17 protein-coding genes and 1 pseudogene are annotated in these 18,904 nt (G+C 73.5%); 15 read left to right on the forward strand and 3 right to left on the reverse strand.

All coding sequences use genetic code 11. The features are described 5' to 3' along the window. Positions 1-79: 79 nt before the first annotated feature. Positions 80-721: a DUF4956 domain-containing protein gene (locus tag MQV74_RS22420; RefSeq protein WP_242720298.1), complete on the forward strand. Its 642-nt coding sequence runs from the start codon at positions 80-82 to the stop codon at positions 719-721. A gap of 8 nt (positions 722-729) precedes the next feature. Continuing rightward, positions 730-1,518: pseudogene (locus MQV74_RS22425) on the forward strand (VTC domain-containing protein); the annotation flags it as partial. Here MQV74_RS22425 and MQV74_RS22430 read toward each other — a convergent pair. Continuing rightward, the gene (locus MQV74_RS22430) at positions 1,475-2,986 is read right to left on the reverse strand and encodes a sensor histidine kinase (protein ID WP_242720300.1); all 1,512 of its coding nucleotides are present in this window, start codon (positions 2,984-2,986) and stop codon (positions 1,475-1,477) included. The pseudogene MQV74_RS22425 and the gene MQV74_RS22430 sit on opposite strands and share 44 nt — an antisense overlap. Positions 2,987-2,998: 12 nt before the next feature. Further along, complete coding sequence (locus MQV74_RS22435) at positions 2,999-3,685, reverse strand: response regulator transcription factor (protein WP_242720303.1); 687 nt, start codon at positions 3,683-3,685, stop codon at positions 2,999-3,001. A 135-nt stretch (positions 3,686-3,820) separates the two neighbouring features. Here MQV74_RS22435 and MQV74_RS22440 point away from each other — a divergent pair, with 135 nt between their 5' ends. The 5 genes from MQV74_RS22440 to MQV74_RS22460 all read left to right on the forward strand — a co-directional run bounded on the left by MQV74_RS22440 (position 3,821) and on the right by MQV74_RS22460 (position 10,048). After that, the gene (locus tag MQV74_RS22440; protein ID WP_242720305.1) at positions 3,821-4,387 is read left to right on the forward strand and encodes a hypothetical protein; all 567 of its coding nucleotides are present in this window, start codon (positions 3,821-3,823) and stop codon (positions 4,385-4,387) included. A gap of 140 nt (positions 4,388-4,527) precedes the next feature. Then, positions 4,528-5,886, forward strand: a complete 1,359-nt coding sequence (locus MQV74_RS22445) for an aspartate aminotransferase family protein (RefSeq protein ID WP_242720307.1) — start codon at positions 4,528-4,530, stop codon at positions 5,884-5,886. A gap of 129 nt (positions 5,887-6,015) precedes the next feature. Next, positions 6,016-6,732 (forward strand): GntR family transcriptional regulator, encoded by a 717-nt coding sequence (locus MQV74_RS22450; protein ID WP_242720309.1) that lies wholly within the window; start codon positions 6,016-6,018, stop codon positions 6,730-6,732. Then, the gene (locus MQV74_RS22455) at positions 6,729-9,236 is read left to right on the forward strand and encodes a dolichyl-phosphate beta-glucosyltransferase (protein ID WP_242720311.1); all 2,508 of its coding nucleotides are present in this window, start codon (positions 6,729-6,731) and stop codon (positions 9,234-9,236) included. Before MQV74_RS22450 ends, MQV74_RS22455 begins: the two co-directional genes overlap by 4 nt. A 161-nt stretch (positions 9,237-9,397) precedes the next feature. Beyond that, positions 9,398-10,048 (forward strand): hypothetical protein, encoded by a 651-nt coding sequence (locus MQV74_RS22460; RefSeq protein ID WP_138960977.1) that lies wholly within the window; start codon positions 9,398-9,400, stop codon positions 10,046-10,048. Between the two features lie 114 nt (positions 10,049-10,162). On the opposite strand, the gene MQV74_RS22465 is transcribed toward MQV74_RS22460, so the two are convergent. Beyond that, positions 10,163-10,960 carry an SLATT domain-containing protein gene (locus MQV74_RS22465; protein ID WP_242720313.1) on the reverse strand — a complete coding sequence of 266 codons (798 nt, stop codon included), beginning with the start codon at positions 10,958-10,960 and terminating at the stop codon, positions 10,163-10,165. 268 nt (positions 10,961-11,228) lie between these two features. Between MQV74_RS22465 and MQV74_RS22470 the strand changes: the two genes are divergently transcribed. The 8 genes from MQV74_RS22470 to MQV74_RS22505 all read left to right on the forward strand — a co-directional run bounded on the left by MQV74_RS22470 (position 11,229) and on the right by MQV74_RS22505 (position 18,751). Next, on the forward strand, positions 11,229-11,570 hold the full coding sequence (locus MQV74_RS22470) for a YbaB/EbfC family nucleoid-associated protein (protein WP_242720315.1): 342 nt from the start codon (positions 11,229-11,231) through the stop codon (positions 11,568-11,570). A 102-nt stretch (positions 11,571-11,672) separates the two neighbouring features. Continuing rightward, the gene (gene recR / locus MQV74_RS22475) at positions 11,673-12,272 is read left to right on the forward strand and encodes a recombination mediator RecR (protein ID WP_030682774.1); all 600 of its coding nucleotides are present in this window, start codon (positions 11,673-11,675) and stop codon (positions 12,270-12,272) included. Continuing rightward, positions 12,265-12,945 (forward strand): DUF5063 domain-containing protein, encoded by a 681-nt coding sequence (locus MQV74_RS22480; protein ID WP_242720317.1) that lies wholly within the window; start codon positions 12,265-12,267, stop codon positions 12,943-12,945. The genes recR and MQV74_RS22480 overlap by 8 nt, the downstream gene beginning before the upstream one ends. 74 nt (positions 12,946-13,019) lie before the next feature. Then, positions 13,020-13,337, forward strand: a complete 318-nt coding sequence (locus tag MQV74_RS22485; protein WP_242720319.1) for a trypco2 family protein — start codon at positions 13,020-13,022, stop codon at positions 13,335-13,337. A 6-nt stretch (positions 13,338-13,343) separates the two neighbouring features. Continuing rightward, positions 13,344-16,013, forward strand: a complete 2,670-nt coding sequence (locus MQV74_RS22490) for a tetratricopeptide repeat protein (RefSeq protein ID WP_242720321.1) — start codon at positions 13,344-13,346, stop codon at positions 16,011-16,013. A 38-nt stretch (positions 16,014-16,051) separates the two neighbouring features. Then, the gene (locus MQV74_RS22495) at positions 16,052-16,189 is read left to right on the forward strand and encodes a hypothetical protein (protein WP_242720322.1); all 138 of its coding nucleotides are present in this window, start codon (positions 16,052-16,054) and stop codon (positions 16,187-16,189) included. A gap of 235 nt (positions 16,190-16,424) precedes the next feature. Beyond that, positions 16,425-17,696 carry an aspartate kinase gene (locus MQV74_RS22500; RefSeq protein ID WP_030682780.1) on the forward strand — a complete coding sequence of 424 codons (1,272 nt, stop codon included), beginning with the start codon at positions 16,425-16,427 and terminating at the stop codon, positions 17,694-17,696. Next, positions 17,693-18,751, forward strand: coding sequence for an aspartate-semialdehyde dehydrogenase (locus tag MQV74_RS22505; protein ID WP_242720332.1), 1,059 nt, complete (start codon positions 17,693-17,695; stop codon positions 18,749-18,751). The genes MQV74_RS22500 and MQV74_RS22505 overlap by 4 nt, the downstream gene beginning before the upstream one ends. Positions 18,752-18,904: the final 153 nt, after the last annotated feature.

Consider the following 18,904-nt stretch of genomic DNA (forward strand, 5'->3'; position numbering starts at 1 on the left):
GCCGGAGCCGGGGGGGGGGGGGGGGGCTTAACGGCCGCCAGGAAGCCCCCTTAACCCGGGCCCGCCTAGCGTCCGGCGCATGGACCTGCAGACACTCGCCGCCCATCTGGGCCTCGACCTCCTGGCCGTCACGCTGCTGACCTTCGCCGTCTTCTATCCGCGCCACCACAGGCGCGAGCTGGTGCCCGCGTACCTGGCCCTGAACGTCGCGCTGTTCTCGGTCGTCGCGGCCCTGTCGGAGGCCAAGGGGGGCGGCCTCGCGCTGGGGTTCGGGCTCTTCGGGGTGCTCTCGATCGTCCGGCTCCGCTCCGACGCGGTGCGCCACCAGGAGGTCGCGTACTACTTCACGACGCTCGTCCTCGGGCTCCTGTGCGGGCTCCCCGGGCTGTCCCTGCCGTCGGCCGCGGGCCTCGCGGCGGTGCTCCTGCTCGTGATGTACGTCTCCGACCACCCGCGCCTGTACGCCCGCGATCGGCGCGCCGTCGTCACGCTCGACGCCGTGTACCGCGACGAGGGCGCCCTGCGTGCCGAGTTGGAGCGCCGCGTCGGGCGGCCGCTCGGCTGGACCGTGCACGAAGTGGACTTCGTCCGCGATCTCATGGTCCTGGAAGTCCGCTTCCGGCAACCGGAACTCACGGAGGGCTCCCGCCCGTTCACGCGGAGTACGAGTGCACGTACGACTACGACCACGACGTCACGACCGGCCGCACGCCTCAGCTAGGAGCTCGCGTGAACCCTGCCCTTCGTGCCCTGAGCCGCGCCGCGCTCGCCGCACACCCCCTCTCCCTCGCGGAGCTGAACGCCCGCGCGGAGCTGCTCGCCCGCTACGACCACGGCTATCTCGTCCCCGTCGAGGTCTTCGAGGACTTCGCGGCGCTGCTCACCGACCCGCGCAGACGCGGCGGCCCCTTCCGGGCGCTGAGCATCGGCGGCCGCCGCAGCTTCGGGTACCACTCGACGTACTACGACACCCCGGGCCTTCGCACCTTCCACGACCACCGCCAGGGCCGCAGGCTGCGCTTCCGCATCCGGGAGCGGGTCTACCAGGACAGCGGGGAGCGGCAGTTCGAGATCAAGCTGAAGACAGGGCGCGGCGAGACCGTCAAGCACCGCCAGCGCATGGAGGGCGCCGCGCACGCGCTCGACGACACCCGGCGCGGCTTCCTCGCCGGGGTGCTGCGCGGTGCGTACGGCGTGGAGGCGCCGACGTCCCTGACGCCCTCCCTGGTCACGCACTACCGCCGGGCGACGTTCGTGGCCGAAGGGCAGCGGGTCACGTGCGACGCCGCCCTCGTCGTACGGGACGTGGCGACGGGCCGGACGGCGACGGCCGACAGCGGCCTCGTCCTCGTCGAGACGAAGACGCGCGGCAAGCTGACGGAGGCGGACCGGGTCCTGCACCGGTACGGGCTGCGGGCCGCGGAGTTCACCAAGTACTGCGGCGGCCTCGCGGCCGTGCGCCCGGAGCTGGGGATCAACCGCTGGGCGCGGGCGGTGCGGGTCGCGTTCCCGCGGGCGGTGGGGGTTCCGGGAGGGCCGGTGGTGCCGGGGGATCCGGCGGGTCCCGGAGGTCCGGCGGATCCGGGCGGTCCGGCGGATCCGGGCGGTCCGGCGGATCCGGGCGGTCCGGCGGAACTGGGCGGTCCGGCGGAACTGGGCGGTCCGGATGTGTCGGACGTACCGGATGTGTCGGACGGGGAAAGGTGAGGACCACCCGGGTCGGGCGGCGCTCGACGGCGAACGTGCCGCCCGCGTCCTGTGCCGTGCGCCGGGCGATGTCCAGGCCGAGGCCCGTCGACCCGCCGCCGCTGGTGCCGCGCGCGGCGGCCCGGGCGCAGGAGTCGGGGAAGCCGGGCCCGTCGTCGCCGACGGTGAGGCGGGCGCGGCCGTCGGGGCCGGTGGCGACGGTCACGCGGTAGGCGGTGCCCTGGGGCGTGTGGTCGAGCACGTTGCCGATCAACGCGTCGAGGCAGGCGGCGAGTTCGTCGTACGGGACGGGCACGGTGAGGCCGCCGGCCGGGGTGTCGACGTCGCCGCGGCGCCCCTGGTCCTCGGCCAACGGCTGCCAGAACGCGGCGCGTTCGCGGGCCACCGCCGCCAGGTCCGCGCCCGGAGCGGCGCGCAGCGGGCGGCGGGCCTTGCGGATGACGTCGTCGACGCTGCGCGCGAGGGCGTCCACGTCCGCCGCGATGCGCCGGGCCTCCTCGGGGTCCCGCAGCGTCTCCGCGTCGAGCCGCAGCGCGGCCACCGGGGTGCGCAGCCGGTGGGCGAGGTCGGCGGCGTTCTCGCGGGCGGTGACGCGCTCGGCGGTGAGCAGGCCGTCGATGCGGGCCGCGAGCCGGTTCAGCTCGGCGGCGACGAGCCGCAGCTCCGGCGGCCCCTCCGGGGCGGCGCGGGCCGACAGGTCCCCGGCGGCGAGCCGGTCGGCGGTCCTGGCCAGGCCCCGCGTCGCGCCCACGAGGCGGGCCCCGAGCCGGTCGGCGAGCAGCAGGCCGAGCAGGACGAGCCCGACGCCGATCCCGGCGAGCACGAGCCACGACGTGAGCGTGCCCGCGTACAACTGCCGGCGGGTGAGCGTGACGTGGACGACCGCGGTGCCGTCGGCGGCGCCGTGCACGGGCACCAGCACCTCACGGCCGCCGGAGGACGGCTCGTAGGTGAACGCCCGCCCGGTGCGGGCGAGCCGCACGGCGTCGGTGATCTCGGCGGGCCCGGGGCCGATGGTCGCGTCGCTGCCCAGGACCAGCGAAGTGCGCGGCAGGCCGGGGCCGTTGACGCTCTCCACGGTCTGCTCGGCGGTCGGCCGCTCCTTGCGGGACGCGAGGGCCGGCCCGATGGCGTGCGCCACCCACTGCGCCCGCGCGGTGGCCTCGGCGGTGGCCCGGTCGGCTGCGTGGCTGCGGGTGAGCAGGGTGAGGGGCACGAGCAGGGCGGCCAGGACCAGGGCGGTGGTGGCGGCGGTGAGCAGCAGCAGCCGACGGCGCATGGCGGCCGGGTCCTACGACGGCCCGGGGGCGGCGAGTTTGACGCCCACGGTGCGGACGGTGTGCAGATAGCGCGGGGCCTGCGCGGTCTCGCCCAGCTTCCTGCGCAGCCACGACAGATGGACGTCGACGGTCTTGTCGGCGCCGCCGAGCGGCTGGTGCCAGACCTCGGCGAGGAGCTCGCGCCGCGACACCACCCGGCCCGCGCGCCGGGCCAGATGGGCAAGCAGGTCGAACTCGCGGGGCGTGAGGTCCACGGCCGCGCCGTCGAGCGTCACCTCGCGCGCGGCCGGGTCCACGGTGAGGCCGCCCACGCGCAGCGGCTCCTCGGCCGCGCCCGCGCCGAGCCGCCGCAGCACCGCCTTGACGCGGGCGTCCAACTGGGCGGCGCCGAACGGCTTCACGATGTAGTCGTCCGCCCCGTCGCCCAGGGCCGCGACCATCTCCGGCTCCTCGTCGCGGGCCGTCGCCACGATGACCGGTACGTCGCTGACGGCGCGCAGCATCCGCAGCACCCGCGCCCCGTCCACGTCCGGGAGGCCCAGGTCGAGCACCACCAGGTCCGGCGGATGCGTCACGGCCGCGTCGAGCCCCGCCATGCCCGTCGGGGCCGTCGCCACGGCGTGTCCCTTGTCCCGCAGGGCGCGCAGCAGGGCGCCGCGCAGCTGGGGATCGTCCTCCACGACGAGAAGATGGGCCATGGGGCCACGGTAGCCAGGAGTTCGGGTCCGGTTCACCCGTGGTTTCCCGTCTGACTGTCCCGAACCGGGCCCTTGACCGGGCTCTTAACCGGGCTCTTAACCGGCCGTTAGGGAACGGCGGGGGAGGGTGGGCGGATGCGGAAGTGGTGGAGTGCCGCGGGCACGGTCGCGTGGGTGGCGGTCGGCACGGCCGCGGGCGGCCTGGGGGCCTGGCAGCTGGCGAGCGCGGACGGCGGCGGCGCGGCGCACAGCCGCCCGCTGGACGAGGGCGCGGTGCGCAGGGCGCTGACGGCGGAGGGGGCGTCGGGGCCGGGGTCCTCGCGCACGACGCCTTCGCATCCGGAGCCTTCGGGGCAGGGTCCGTCGAGCCCGGGTCCGTCGAGCCCGAGCGCCGGCCCGTCGCGCTCGAAGCAGCCGACCGGGGCCCCGCGCCCGAACGCCCCCGAGCGGTCGACGGTCCGTTTCACCGGGGGTTCGGCCACGGTGGAGTGCCGGTCGGACGGGCGGGTGTACCTGGTGTCCTGGAGCCCGGCGGACGGCTATCACTTCGACGAGGACGTGGTGCGGGGGCCGGGGTTCGTCGCCCGCCTGGAGGCGGAGCCCAGCGACGACGCGGACGTCGCCGAGGACGGCGACGACCTTCCCTACGACATCACCTGCTCGAACGGCAGGCCCCGGGCCCGACGGGCCCCGGACGACTGAGGCCCTGCGCCCCCGGCGCGGGCGCGGTGAGGGTGGTGGCCCCCGCGGCTGTGGCGGGCGACAGGTTGTCGCGTTATGGGGCGGTCGCCAGACACCGCGCCCATGTCGGGGGCGCATTCCGGACACCTACCCTCGCCCCCATGACCCCTCAGCCCAACCCCCAGCTCGGCGCAGCGGTCGCCGCAACCGACCGCGCGCACGTCTTCCACTCCTGGTCGGCCCAGGAACTGATCACCCCGCTCGCGGTGGCCGGCGCGGACGGCTCGTACTTCTGGGACTACGAGGGCAACCGCTACCTCGACTTCACCAGCGGCCTCGTCTACACGAACATCGGCTACCAGCACCCCAAGGTCGTCGCCGCGATCCAGGAGCAGGCGGGGAAGCTCGCCACGTTCGCCCCGGCGTTCGCGATCGAGGCCCGCTCGGAGGCGGCCCGGCTCATCGCCGAGCGCACCCCGGGCGACCTGGACAAGATCTTCTTCACCAACGGCGGCGCCGAGGCCGTCGAGAACGCCACCCGCATGGCCCGGCTGCACACCGGCCGCCCCAAGGTGCTCTCCGCGTACCGCTCGTACCACGGGGCCACCGCGGCCGCGATCAACCTCACCGGTGACCCGCGCCGCTGGCCGTCCGACACCGCCTCGGCGGGCGTCGTGCACTTCTGGGCGCCGTTCCTCTACCGGTCCCCGTTCTACGCCGAGAACGAGACCCAGGAGTGCGAGCGGGCCCTGACGCACCTGGAGGACACCATCGCCTTCGAGGGGCCCGGGACCATCGCGGCGATCATCCTGGAGACGATCCCGGGCACCGCCGGGATCATGCCCCCGCCGCCCGGCTACCTCGCGGGCGTGCGCGAGCTGTGCGACCGGCACGGCATCGTCCTGATCCTGGACGAGGTCATGGCGGGCTTCGGCCGCACCGGCGCGTGGTTCGCCGTGGACCACTACGACGGCGTCGTACCGGACCTGCTGACCTTCGCCAAGGGTGTGAACTCCGGGTACGTGCCGCTGGGCGGCGTGGCGATCTCGTCGGCGATCGCCGAGACGTTCGCCCGCAGGCCCTACCCGGGCGGGCTCACCTACTCCGGCCACCCGCTGGCCTGCGCCGCCGCCGTCGCCACCCTGGGCGTCATGGCGGACGAGGGCGTCGTCGAGAACGCGGCGCGCGTCGGCGCCGACGTCATCGGACCCGGCCTGCGCGACCTGGCCGAGCGGCACCCGAGCGTGGGCGAGGTGCGGGGCGTCGGCATGTTCTGGGCCCTGGAGCTCGTCCGGGACCGGGAGACCCGGGAGCCCCTGGTCCCCTACAACGCGAGCGGCGAGGCCAACGCCCCCATGGCCGCGTTCGCCGCCGCCGCGAAGGCGAACGGCCTGTGGCCCTTCGTGAACATGAACCGGACGCACGTGGTGCCGCCGTGCACCATCACGGACGCCGAGGCGAAGGACGGCCTCGCCGCCCTCGACCGGGCCCTGGACGTCGCCGACGCCCACGTGGCCTGAGCCCCGGCGCCGGGCGTGGCTCGGGAGGCGGAACCCCGACCGCGTAGTCTGACGTGCTCGTGAGCGACGACGCGTGCCGACGTCGTCGAGCGAAGCCGCACCAGACCTCGCAGGGGGAGGCCACCCACCATGCCCGGAGCCGACGGCCCCGCCGTCATCCGCAGCACCCTGCGCCAGCAGATCGCCGACGCCCTGCGCGACGAGATCCTCGCGGGCCGCCTCATACCGGGGCAGGAGTTCACGGTGAAGGAGATAGCCGAGCAGTACGGCGTCTCCGCAACGCCGGTCCGCGAGGCGCTCGTGAACCTCTCCGCGCAGGGCCTTCTCGACTCCGTGCAGCACCGCGGCTTCCGCGTGCACGAGCACACGCTCGCCGACTACCGCGGCATGATCGAGGCCCGTGGCCTCGTCGCGGACGGCATCTTCCGCGACCTCGCCGTGACGGCGGAGCGCCGCACCGTCCCGCCGGCCGGATTCGTGTCGGTGCGCCGCCGCGGCGAGGAGGCCGCCCGCGCGGCCGCCGCGGGCGACCTCACCGTCCTCATCGGCTACGACCTGCGCTTCTGGCGCGAGCTGAGTGCCCTCTTCGGCAACGCCTACCTCGCCGACTTCCTGCACCGCCTGCGCGTCAAGTCCTGGGTGTGCGCGGTCCCGCACCTGCGCCGCGAGGCGGAGCGCGGCGGCGATCTGCGCGGCCGCCTGTGGTCGCGGCACACGGAGCTCGTGGACGCCGTGTCGCGCCGCGACCCGCTCGCCGCGCACGCGATCGTCGTGGAGTACAACGCGCACTCCCTGAAGCTGATCGAGACGCTGGCCGCCGGGGACGACGAGCGGGCCTCCGGATGACCGCCGTGGACCTCAGCGTCGTCATCCCCGCCTTCAACGAGGAACGCCGCCTCGCCCCCACCCTGGAGGCCGTCCGCGCCTATCTGGACGCGGCCCCGCAGTCCCCGACGTGGGAGCTGATCGTCGTCGACGACGGCTCCACGGACCGCACGGCGGAGATCGCCGCCGCGGCCGCCGCGGCCGACCCCCGCATCCAGCTGATCCGCGGCGAGAGCAACCGCGGCAAGGGCCACGCCCTGCGCCAGGGCGTCCTCGCCTCCTACGGCCGCCGCGTCCTGGTCACGGACGCCGACCTCGCCGCGCCCATCGAGGAGCTGGAGGCCCTGGAGAAGGCCCTTGCCGAAGGCAACGCGGCGGCGGTCGGCTCCCGGGCGCGCCCCGGCGCGACGATCGGCGTGCACCAGCACCGGCTGCGCGAGCTGCTGGGCCGGGGCGGGAACCTCCTGATACGCACGGTCGCCGTCCCCGGGATCCGCGACACCCAGTGCGGGTTCAAGCTGTTCGACGGCGACCGGGCCCGCGAGGCCTTCGCCTCGGCCCGGCTGCGCGGCTGGGGCATCGACGTCGAGATCCTGCACCACTTCCGCACCCGCGGCTGGCCGGTCGCCGAGGTGCCGGTGCGGTGGTCGCACCAGGAGGGCTCCAAGGTGCGGCCCACGGACTACGTCCGCGTCCTGGCCGAGCTGACCGCGCTGCGCGCCCGCGCGCTGCGCCCCGCCGACCTGCTCGTCGCCGCCCTGTTCCTGATCGCGTCGACCACCCTGTACGCGCGGCGCTGGATCTCCCCGGACACCCGGTACCTGCCGCACGCCCTCCAGGACCAGAACCAGTGGGAGTGGTTCTTCGAGGTCACCGCCCACAACGTCAGACACCTCGACAACCCCCTGTTCACGACCTTCCAGAACGTCCCGGACGGCGTGAACCTCATGGCCAACACGGTCATGCTCGGCCTGTCCGTCCCGCTGGCCCCCGTGACCTGGACGCTCGGCCCGGCCGTCAGCCTGAACGTGGCGATGACCCTGGGCCTCGCCGCCACCGCGACCGCCTGGTACTGGCTGCTCCGCCGCCGTCTCGTGCGGCACCGGGGAGCCGCCGCCGTGGGCGCGGCGCTCGCCGCCTTCGCACCGCCGATGGTCAGCCACGCCCACGCGCACCCGAACTTCATCGTCCTGTTCATGATCCCGCTGATCATCGACCGGGCGCTGCGCCTGTGCGCGGGCCGTCACGTCGTACGGGACGGCGTCGTCCTCGGCCTGTTCACGACGTACCAGATCTTCCTCGGCGAGGAGCCGCTGCTGCTCGCGGCGATGGGGATGGTGCTGTTCACCCTCGCCTACGCGGTGGTGCGCCGCGATGTCGCGCGCGCCGCCTGGCGCCCCCTGGCGCGGGGCCTGGCGATCGGCATCGGCGTCTGTCTGCCGCTGGTCGCCTTCCCGCTGTGGTGGCAGTTCTTCGGGCCGCAGAGCTACAAGAGCGTGCTGCACGGCGACGACGCGGGCAACAGCCCGCTCGCCCTGCTGTCCTTCGCCGAGCGCTCCCTCGCGGGCGACGCGGGGACGGCCGCCTCGCTCTCGATGAACCCGACCGAGCAGAACGCCTTCTACGGCTGGCCGCTGGTCGCCCTCGCCCTCGCGATCGTGGTGTGGCTGTGGCGGCGCCCCGCGGTGAAGGCGCTCGCGTTCACGGCGGTCGCGGCGGCGTTCCTGTCCCTGGGCCCGAAGTTCCGCATCCCGCTGACGGACGTGGTCCTGCCGGGGCCGTGGGCCCTCCTCTCCGACCGGCCGCTGTTCGAGTCGGTCATCGAGGGGCGCGTCGCGATGGTGTGCGCTCCGGCGCTCGGCATGCTCGTCGCGCTCGCGGTCGAGGGCCTCGTCGAGCGGACCCGACGGGCCCCGGCGTGGGCCGCGACACCGGGCCGCACCCGGGCCGCCGTCCTGCGGTACGCGGGCCTCGGCGCGGTCGCCGCCGCCCTGCTGCCCCTCGTACCGCTGCCCCTGAAGGCCGTGGACCGGATCGAGGTCCCGGCGTTCATCGCCGACGGCACCTGGAAGCGGTACGTCGACACGGCGGCGGGCGAGACACTCGTCCCGGTGCCGCTGCCCGACCCCGGAAACGCGGAGGCGCTGCACTGGCAGACCACCGCGGGCCTGGGCTTCCGGCTCCCCGGCGGGTACTTCAACGGGCCCTGGGGCCCGGACCGCGTCGGCATCTACGGCGCCCCGCCCCGCAACACCTCCAACCTGCTGCGCGACATCCGGGGCACCGGCCGCGCGGTGCGGGCCACGGACGCCTGGCGGCGGGCCGTGCGCGAGGACCTGCGGTACTGGAACGCGGGCGTCGTCGTGCTCGCCCCGCAGGCCGCCGACACGGCGCTGCGCAGCTCCCTCGACGATCTTCTTGGACAGCGCGGAAAGTGGGTAGACGGGGTGTGGATCTGGGACGTGCAAGGGGGGAGTCCGAGCGGCCCCGCTGCCACTACGCTGCGGGAACAACACGCACGGTAGCCGACCCCCGCGTGCGCCCCCGCGCGCCCGTCCACCACCTTGTCCGCCCCCCCGCTTCCGCCCCTTCCCCGTCCGCCCCGACCGCGCGACCGACCCCCCACCCGACCCGTCCGAACCCCCGCGTCGTCCGACGTCCGACGTTCTGACCCGAGGAGCCCTTCTTGGCCTGCGACTTGTGGCTCGTCCCGCTCGTCGATGTGCTGTGCCACAGCCCCGACAACCCCTTCGCGGAGGAACTCGCCGCGTACGACAAGGCGCTGACCGAGGCGGGGCTGCCGACGATCCCCGTCTACGCGTACATGCCGGGCCTGTCCGGCGACGTGGCACCGGTGGCGGGCTTCGACTACGACGCGCTGCATTTCCTGCGGCGCGCGTACCTGCTGCGCGTCTGCGGCCTGGAGGTCACTCCGGTCGACGAACTCGGCGGGGACTACGAACAGCTCCTGGAGATGTTCGACGCGACCGCCCAGCAGTCGCACCTGGTGTGGCACTACGACCACGCCGGGGCGTACGTGCCCGTGGACTTCCCCGCGCCGCTCGCCAACGACGAGCTGCTCGCGGGCGGGGGTCCGCTCGGGTCCTCCCACGCGCTCCTGCGCGAGCTGGAGTTCGTGGCGCCGTCCCTCGGCATAGACCCCGCGAACCCGCCGCTGCCCCCGGCCCCGCCCCGGTCCCCCACGACCCTGGAGGAGCCGGCTCCGCCGCCGCCCCACGACTCCAGCCCGTTCGCCCGCGAACGCCACGTGTGGCTCGGCCTCCACGCGGCCACGACCCGGAGCCTGGCCCAGGGCTCAATGATCATCTACAGCTAGCCTCGGGCCGTGCCGCCGCCGGGCGGCCGGTCCGCCCGGCGGGCGCGCGGGGCGTCCCCGGGCGCCGCCCAGCTGTGAGACCGGGGCCCGCCGCGCAGCCGAGGCGCCCTCGCCTCAGCGCGGCTCCGGCGGCCGCTGCCGGGGCATGTTCGGCCGGGCCCCCGGCGGCAGCGGGAAGCGGCCGGAGGCCCCGCCGGGCTCGCGGGCGGGGGCGGGCACGGCCCCGCCCGCGCCGGTCTGCATGGCGAGCGGCGCGGCCCCCGCGCGGAACTCCACCATCCAGTCCACGGTCTCGGCCCGCACCAGCTCGGTCACGTCGTCGGAGAACCTCCGCAGCACCCCGAGGCACCGCTCCGCCGCCTCGCTCGCGGTCCCCTCCGTCGGCCCGAGCACCTCCCGCACGCTCTCCGACGCCCAGTCGAACTGCAGCACCTGCAACCGCCGCTGCACCGCCTGCGCGGTGGCGACGTCCCGCATCCACCCGGACGTGAACCCGAAGTACCGGTCGCACCCCACGCACGCGACCCCCGCGAGCAGCGAAACGAATCCCCACGTGGCCACGCCCCCCGCCGCCCCGACCAGGTCGAGCAGCGGCAGCACCCCGGCCCCGAGCGCCCCGAGCGCGGCGCCGCCGCGGAGGATCCGGGCCCCGCGCCGCTTGCGGACGCGGTCGCGCAGATACCACCCGGCGGTGTCGAGCGCACCCCGCTCCACCCACCGGTACAGCTCGTCGAGCCGCGCCGCGGGCTCGCCCCAGTCGCCGGTGGGGAACTCCCGGCCGCCCGGGGCACCCCCGAGCCCGCCACCCGCGCCGCCCGGCGCCCCCGCCCCTGCCTCGTGCCCATGGGGCACCCCCTCAGGCTGCATCTCCGGCTGGTGGTGGCTCACCCGGCACTCCCTCGGCTTCCGCATAAGTTCCGCATAAGTGACGCAACGTAATGGACGGTGCCTCTGCGCGAGCACAAGTCCTACCGCCCAATGGGTGGCTATGCGGCCGTTTTCACGGCTTTTCCTCCTGGAAGGGGTGCTTGATCAGGTATAGGAGCACCGTCGATCTCACCCGAAAGAGTGCCGCCGGGAGTGCCGGGGCGCTCGCCTCCGTCACCACGTAGGCTCGTGCCAGGCGTCAACCCGCCCGACAAGCACGTCGTACGCACTCGACCGACACCAGGAGCTGATCGTGATCCCCGGTGGTGGACAGCCCAACATGCAGCAGCTGCTCCAGCAGGCCCAGAAGATGCAGCAGGACCTCGCGAGCGCACAGGAGGAGCTGGCGCGCACGGAGGTCGAAGGCCAGGCGGGCGGCGGCCTCGTCAAGGCCACGGTCACCGGTTCCGGTGAGCTGCGCGCCCTCGTGATCGACCCGAAGGCGGTCGACCCGGAGGACACGGAGACCCTCGCGGACCTGGTCGTGGCCGCCGTGCACGCGGCGAACGAGAACGCGCAGGCGCTCCAGCAGCAGAAGCTCGGCCCGCTCGCGCAGGGCCTGGGCGGCGGCGGCATCCCCGGCCTGCCGTTCTAATCGCCGTTACCTTCAAAGTCGCCCGGCGGCCAACTACGGTACGTATCAAAGCCCCCTGACCCCCGAACACTGATCCGGAAAACCCGCAGGAAAGGCAGTCCGTTGTACGAAGGCGTGGTCCAGGACCTCATCGACGAATTGGGCAGGCTGCCCGGCGTCGGTCCCAAGAGCGCGCAGCGGATCGCCTTCCACATCCTCCAGGCGGAGCCGACGGACGTCCGGCGCCTCGCGCACGCGCTCCTGGAGGTCAAGGAGAAGGTCCGCTTCTGCGCGACCTGCGGGAACGTGGCGCAGGAGGAGCTCTGCAACATCTGCCGTGACGCCCGCAGGGACCCCTCGGTCATCTGTGTGGTCGAGGAGCCCAAGGACGTCGTGGCGATCGAGCGGACCCGCGAGTTCCGGGGCCGGTACCACGTGCTCGGCGGCGCCATCAGCCCCATCGAGGGCGTGGGCCCCGACGACCTGCGCATACGGGAACTCCTCGCGCGCCTCGCCGACGGCACGGTCACCGAGCTGATCCTGGCGACGGACCCGAACCTGGAGGGCGAGGCCACGGCGACGTACCTCGCGCGCATGATCAAGCCGATGGGCCTGAAGGTCACCCGCCTGGCCAGCGGACTCCCTGTCGGGGGAGATCTGGAATACGCGGACGAGGTCACCCTGGGCCGCGCTTTCGAGGGGAGACGACTCCTAGATGTCTAAGTCACCTGAGCCGCAGCCGAAGACGCTGGTGCACGCCGCGTCCCAGGACCCGGACGACTTCGCGGTCCAGATCTCCGACCAGATCGAGAGCTTCATCGTCGCGGTCACGGAGGTCGCCCGGGGCGCCGAGCCGGACTCGGCCGTCCCCTTCCTCCTCCTGGAGGTCTCCCAGCTGCTCCTGGCCGGGGGCCGCCTCGGCGCGCACGAGGACATCGTCCCCGACGAGCGCTACGAGCCTGACCTGGGCCCCGAGGGCGACGTGGACGAGCTGCGCGAGCGCCTGGCCGTCCTGCTCGACCCGATCGACGTCTACTCCGAGGTCTTCGACCCCTACGAGCCGCGCAAGGCCCCGGTCGCCTGCCGCATCTCCGACGACCTGGCCGACGTCGTCACGGACCTCCGCCACGGCCTGGCCCACTACCGCGAGGGCCGCACCACGGAGGCCCTGTGGTGGTGGCAGTTCTCCTACTTCTCCAACTGGGGCTCCACGGCCTCCGCGTCCCTGCGCGCCCTCCAGTCCCTGGTCGCCCACGTCCGGCTGAACCAGCCCCTGGAGGACCTCAACGGCCTCGACACCGACCAGGACCTCGCGGACGAGACCCTGGAAGAGGCCGCAGGCAAGGTCATGGCCGAGGAAATCGCCGGCCCCCTCGGCCTCCGCCCCGTCCAGTAGCCGCCTTCCGGGCTCGCGGGGCAGGGCGTGGCGTTACGCTGCGCCCTACTGCCGTGTGGTGAGGGGGCTTGCTGGTGGCGGACGAGACATCCTGGGCGGGGCTCGCGGAAGCGATCGGCGCGGTGCGCGCGGAGCTGCGCCGGGCGGAGGAAGCGGGCCGGGACGAGAACGTGCGGTTCCGTACGGGACCCGTGGAGCTGGAGTTCTCCGTCGACGTCCGCAAGGAGGGCGAGGCACGGGCCAAGGTCTTCGTGCTCCCCTTCGGGGCGGAGGCGAAGGGAGCCCGCTCGACCGGTGCGACCCACCGCCTCAAGGTGACCCTCCAGCCGGTGGACGGGGCGGGCGAGGACCGTGTCATCGGTGACCACGACGCGCAGGGGCGCCCCCGGTAGCGCGCGATGGACGTACGACGGGTCGTCGAGCTGTGGAACCCGGACGCGGGCCTCTCCGGCACCGGCTACCTCGTCGCGGACCGGCTGGTCCTGACGGCGCTCCACACCGTGCGGGGCGCCGGGGAGGTGGAGGTCAGGCTCCTCGGCGGCGACGCGTGGGCGCGGGCCGAGGTGCTCTGGCCCGTGGAGGAGGCCGGCGCCCCGGACGCGGCACTGGTCCGGCTCGTGGGTGGGTGCTGGGCGCCACCGGGAGGCGAGCCGGTGCGATGGGGCCGCGTCGACGGAGCGGCTCCTCCGACGGAGGGCAGGCTCTCTTGTCTGGCCGTCGGCTTTCCCCGCTCGGAGGTACGGGACGGCGTCCGGGACACGAAGGAGGTCCGCGGGCACGTCGAGACCCTGACGGGGCTGAAGGCGAACGGCGTGATCACGGTGTACGTCGACGGAGTCGCCGCGCCGAGCAGGGGGGAGGGGCGCTGGGCCGGGGCCTCCGGTGCCGCCCTGTTCGCACAGGGGCGGCTGATCGGCGTCCTCGCCACGGACCGGGCCCGGGACTACGAGGCGAACCAGCTCACGGCGGTGTCGGTGGAGTCGCTCGCGGCGCGGCCCGGCTTCGCACGGGCGGTGGGAGACCTGGTCCTGGAGAGCCTGACCACGGAGCCTTCGCGCGCGTGGACGGCGTACGACGTCGAGGCCCCGCCCGGCCTCAACAACCTTCCCGAGCTGCCGTCCCGCCACTTCGTGGGCCGTGCGGACGTGCTGGCCGAGCTGGAGCGAGCCCTCGCCGCCGACTCCCAGACCATCACTCAGACGCTGCACGGCCTGGGGGGCGTCGGCAAGACGACCCTGGCGTTGCACTACGCCCACGCGCACGTGGGGTCGTACCGCCTGGTGTGGTGGATCCGCTCGGACAGCCGCGAACTGATCGAGGCGAGCCTCGCCGCCCTTGCCCTGCGCATCCAGGGAGCCGCCGCCTCGGACCTGACCACCACCCAGGCAGCCGACTGGGCCGTCGGCTGGCTCCAGACCCACCCGGGCTGGCTCCTGGTGTTCGACAACGTGGAGCGGCCCGAGGACGCGGCGACGGTGACGGGGCAACTGCGCTCCTCCGGCCGGTACTTGATCACCAGCCGTTACCGGAGCGGCTGGCCGGGTGCCCCGATCGCCCTGCCGGTCCTGGACGAGGGCGCGTCGCTCGACCTCCTCGCCCGGCTGACGGACGACGGCGATGCCGAGGCCGAGGCGCGGGCCCTCGCCGAGGAACTCGGCCATCTGCCCCTGGCGTTGGAGCAGGCGGGAGCGTTCGTCGCGCAGACCGGGAGCACGCTGGGGGAGTACCGGCTCATGCTCCGGCGGTACCCGGAGCGCACGACGGCCGCCGCGCCCGGCGGCGCGGACCCGACGCGGACCGTGGCCCGGATCTGGCGCATCACCCTCGACGCCGTGCATGCCAGGGACCCCCGCGCGGTGGACCTCCTGTGCACGGCCGCGTGGTACGCGCCCACGGAGATCCCCCGGGAACTGTTCACGGAGCTGGCCGAGGACGAGCTGGACCTGGCCCAACTCCTCGGGCTGCTCGCCGACTACAACCTGATCGTGCTGGGCCGGGGGACGCTGGGCGTGCACCGCCTCGTCCAGCGGGTGGCGCGCACGGTCTCACCCGAGGATCCGCACCGGACACCCGAGCGGATCACCCGGGCGCGGGACGGGGCGGCAGCGGCGTTGCGGCGCGTACTGCCGTTCGACCCGCGCCTCAACGTCGCGGGCTGGCCCGGGTGGCGGCGCCTGCTGCCGCACGTCGAAGCCCTGCTGGACGCGGTCGACCCCGCCGACGACACCGAGGACACCGACTTCGCCCTCAACGAGTGGGCGCAGTACCTGGCGGGTCAGGGGCAGCGGGGCCGGGCCATCGCACTCCTGCACCGCTCCGTGGACGCTTCGTCCCGCCTGTTCGGCGAGAAGCACACCAGCACGTTGACCGCCTACAACAACCTCGCGAGCGCGTACGAGGCGGCGGGGGACCTGGACGAGGCGATCGCGCTGCTGGAGCGGACGCTGACGGCCCGGATCGAAGTGAGCGGCGACGACGATCCGCACACGCTCATCGTGCGGAACAACCTCGCGAGTGCCTATCAGTCAGCGGGGGACCTGGAGCGGGCGACCCCGCTGCACGAGCGGAACCTGTCCGACCGCATGCGCCTCCTGGGCTCCGACCATCTGAGCACGCTGCTCTCGCGCAACAATCTCGCGGACGCGTATCTCCTGTCGGGGCAATTGGCGCGTGCGGCCCCGATGTTCGAGGAGACGCTGGACGACTGCGTGCGCGTGCTCGGCGGCGATCACCCCTTCACCCATGTCGTGCGCAGCAACGTCGCGTACTGCTGTGAGGCCGCGGGAGACCTGGAGCGCGCGGTGGCCCTGCTGGAGCAGACGGTCGCCGATCGCGCGCGGACGCTGGGCGGAGAACACCCGGACGCGCTGCGGTCGCAGCTGCACCTCGCCCGCGTCCACCAGGCGGCGGGCGACCCGTCGCGAGCGATCACGCTGCTCGAGCGGACGCTGGACGTCTGCGTCCGTGCGCTGGGCGACGGGCACGGGCTGACAGGGAGTGTCCGGAGCAGCCTGTCCGAGGCGCTGGAGCAGACCGGCCCCCCGTCCACGAACCCCGCCGTCCGCTAGCCCGCAGCCCCTCCGCGGCCATCGGGAAGCCCTTCGTATTGCGGACGTCGGTGGGCCGCCTGGCCGAGGCGGGGCAGCTGCGCTGGATCAAGGAACACCTCACGATCGAGGACGCCTCGATGCGCTGGGTGGGCTTCACCCTCGACACGGAGAAGCTCAAGGAGTACGCGGACTGAGGGGGAGTCCCGTGCGGCCCTCGCGCGCCCCTGTGACCCACCCCACTTTACGGAGTGCTCCGCTCCGTAGCGGGCAGTGGAGTGTCCGGAGCGGCCGGAGGGCAAGGAGCACCGGGTGATCAAGGCGTGAGCGGGACATCTCACGATCTGATACTTCCGTGGCGGAATTCGGCCGCTCGTTAGACTGAGCCGACCGCCGTGGGCGGGAAGAGACGTAACTGAGCGAGGAGCGCACGTGGGCCTTGTCGTGCAGAAGTACGGAGGCTCCTCCGTAGCCGATGCCGAGGGCATCAAGCGGGTCGCCAAGCGCATCGTCGACGCCAAGAAGAACGGCCACCAGGTGGTCGTCGTGGTGTCGGCGATGGGTGACACGACGGATGAGTTGATCGATCTTGCCGGGCAGGTGTCACCGATCCCTGCCGGGCGCGAATTCGACATGCTGCTGACCGCCGGAGAGCGGATCTCCATGGCCCTGCTGGCCATGGCGATCAAAAACCTGGGCCACGAGGCCCAGTCGTTCACGGGCAGCCAGGCCGGTGTCATCACCGACTCGGTCCACAACAAAGCCCGGATCATCGATGTGACGCCGGGCCGCATCCGGACCGCGCTCGACGAGGGCAACATCGCCATCGTCGCCGGTTTCCAGGGCGTGAGCCAGGACAAGAAGGACATCACGACCCTGGGTCGTGGCGGGTCCGACACCACCGCCGTCGCCCTCGCCGCCGCGCTCGACGCGGAGGTGTGCGAGATCTACACGGACGTGGACGGCGTCTTCACCGCCGACCCGCGCGTCGTGAAGAAGGCCCGGAAGATCGACTGGATCAGCTTCGGAGACATGCTGGAGCTGGCCAGCTCCGGGTCCAAGGTGCTGCTCCACCGCTGTGTGGAGTACGCGCGCCGTTACAACATCCCGATCCACGTGCGGTCCTCCTTCAGTGGGCTGCAGGGCACGTGGGTCAGCAACGAACCGCAAGGGGACCGCAAGGTGGAGCAGGCGATCATCTCTGGTGTCGCGCACGACACGTCCGAGGCCAAGATCACGGTCGTCGGCGTGCCGGACAAGCCGGGCGAGGCCGCCGCGATCTTCCGCGCCGTCGCCGACGCCGAGATCAACCTCGACATGATCGTCCAGAACGTGTCGGCCGCCGCGACGGGCCTCACCGACATCTCCTTCACGCTGCCCAAGGCCGAGGGCCGCAAGGCCATCGACGCCCTGGAGAAGACGAAGGCGGGCGTCGGCTTCGACTCGCTGCGCTACGACGACCAGATCGCGAAGATCTCCCTGGTCGGCGCGGGCATGAAGACGAACCCCGGCGTCACCGCCACGTTCTTCGAGGCACTGACGGACGCGGGCGTGAACATCGAGCTGATCTCCACCTCCGAGATCCGCATCTCCGTGGTCACCCGCGCCGAGGACGTCAACGAGGCCGTGCGCGCCGTGCACACCGCCTTCGGCCTCGACTCCGACTCGGACGAGGCCGTGGTCTATGGAGGCACCGGGCGATGAACCGCAAGCCGACGCTCGCGGTCGTCGGGGCGACCGGAGCCGTCGGCGCGGTGATGCTCCAGATCCTGTCGCAGCACGCCGACATCTGGGGCGAGATCAGACTCGTCGCCTCCCCGCGCTCGGCCGGCCGCAAGCTGGCCGTGCGCGGGGAGGAGGTCGAGGTCCTCGCGCTGAGCGAGGACGTCTTCGAGGGCGTCGACGTCGCCATGTTCGACGTGCCCGACGAGGTGGCGGCCCAGTGGGCGCCCATCGCCGCCTCGCGGGGCGTCGTCGTGGTCGACAACTCCGCCGCCTTCCGGCTCGACCCGGACGTCCCGCTGGTCGTGCCGGAGGTCAATGCGCACGCCGCGCGCGTCCGGCCGCGCGGCATCATCGCCAATCCGAACTGCACCACCCTCTCGATGATCGTGGCGCTCGGCGCCCTGCACGCCGAGTTCGGCCTGCGGGAGCTCGTGGTCTCGTCGTACCAGGCCGTCAGCGGGGCCGGGCGGGACGGCGTCGACACGCTGCGGCGCCAGCTCAGGCTCGTCGCGGACAGCGACCTCGGCACCGGGCCCGGCGATCTGCGCCGCGCCGTCGGGGACGACACCGGGCCCTTCCCGGAGCCCGTCGCGCTGAACGTGGTGCCCTGGGTCGGTTCCGTACGCGACGACGGCTGGTCGTCGGAGGAGATGAAGGTCCGGGACGAGTCCCGGAAGATCCTCGGTCTGCCGGACCTGAAGGTCGCGGTGACGTGCGTACGGGTGCCGGTCGTCACGACGCACTCGCTGACGGTCCACGCGCGCTTCGAGGGCGAGGTGACCGTCGCGCGGGCCCGCGAGATCCTCGCCACCGCACCCGGGGTCGTCCTGTTCGACGACCCCGCCGCCGGTGAGTTCCCGACGCCCGCCGACGCCGTCGGCACCGACCCCACGTGGGTCGGCCGGCTCCGGCGCGCCCTGGACGACCCGGCCGCGCTCGAACTCTTCGTGTGCGGGGACAACTTGCGCAAGGGCGCCGCCCTGAACACGGCGCAGATCGCGGAGCTGGTGGCGGGGGAGTTCCCGGGCGGCTGACCGGCCTTCCCCGGGGGGCGGCCCGCGGGGGCAGACCGGGCTGCCCGAAAGGCTCCCCGAAGCGGAGCACCCTGTAGGACCTGTGTAAGTTCTGTGTCCTATCTCTGGTCCAGACCGCTTGAACTGGGGCGTCCGCGCGTTCGAAGATTCGGC

It is taken from the genome of Streptomyces sp. AN091965, assembly GCF_022698285.1.
Lineage (GTDB): Bacteria > Actinomycetota > Actinomycetes > Streptomycetales > Streptomycetaceae > Streptomyces.

Coding starts and splice junctions, on each gene's coding strand:
- MQV74_RS22420 (WP_242720298.1), top strand. CDS start 80: ATGGACCTGCAGACACTCGCCGCCCATCTGGGCCTCGACCTCCTGGCC.
- MQV74_RS22430 (WP_242720300.1), bottom strand. CDS start 2,986: ATGCGCCGTCGGCTGCTGCTGCTCACCGCCGCCACCACCGCCCTGGTC.
- MQV74_RS22435 (WP_242720303.1), bottom strand. CDS start 3,685: ATGGCCCATCTTCTCGTCGTGGAGGACGATCCCCAGCTGCGCGGCGCC.
- MQV74_RS22440 (WP_242720305.1), top strand. CDS start 3,821: ATGCGGAAGTGGTGGAGTGCCGCGGGCACGGTCGCGTGGGTGGCGGTC.
- MQV74_RS22445 (WP_242720307.1), top strand. CDS start 4,528: ATGACCCCTCAGCCCAACCCCCAGCTCGGCGCAGCGGTCGCCGCAACC.
- MQV74_RS22450 (WP_242720309.1), top strand. CDS start 6,016: ATGCCCGGAGCCGACGGCCCCGCCGTCATCCGCAGCACCCTGCGCCAG.
- MQV74_RS22455 (WP_242720311.1), top strand. CDS start 6,729: ATGACCGCCGTGGACCTCAGCGTCGTCATCCCCGCCTTCAACGAGGAA.
- MQV74_RS22465 (WP_242720313.1), bottom strand. CDS start 10,960: ATGCGGAAGCCGAGGGAGTGCCGGGTGAGCCACCACCAGCCGGAGATG.
- MQV74_RS22480 (WP_242720317.1), top strand. CDS start 12,265: ATGTCTAAGTCACCTGAGCCGCAGCCGAAGACGCTGGTGCACGCCGCG.
- MQV74_RS22490 (WP_242720321.1), top strand. CDS start 13,344: ATGGACGTACGACGGGTCGTCGAGCTGTGGAACCCGGACGCGGGCCTC.
- MQV74_RS22505 (WP_242720332.1), top strand. CDS start 17,693: ATGAACCGCAAGCCGACGCTCGCGGTCGTCGGGGCGACCGGAGCCGTC.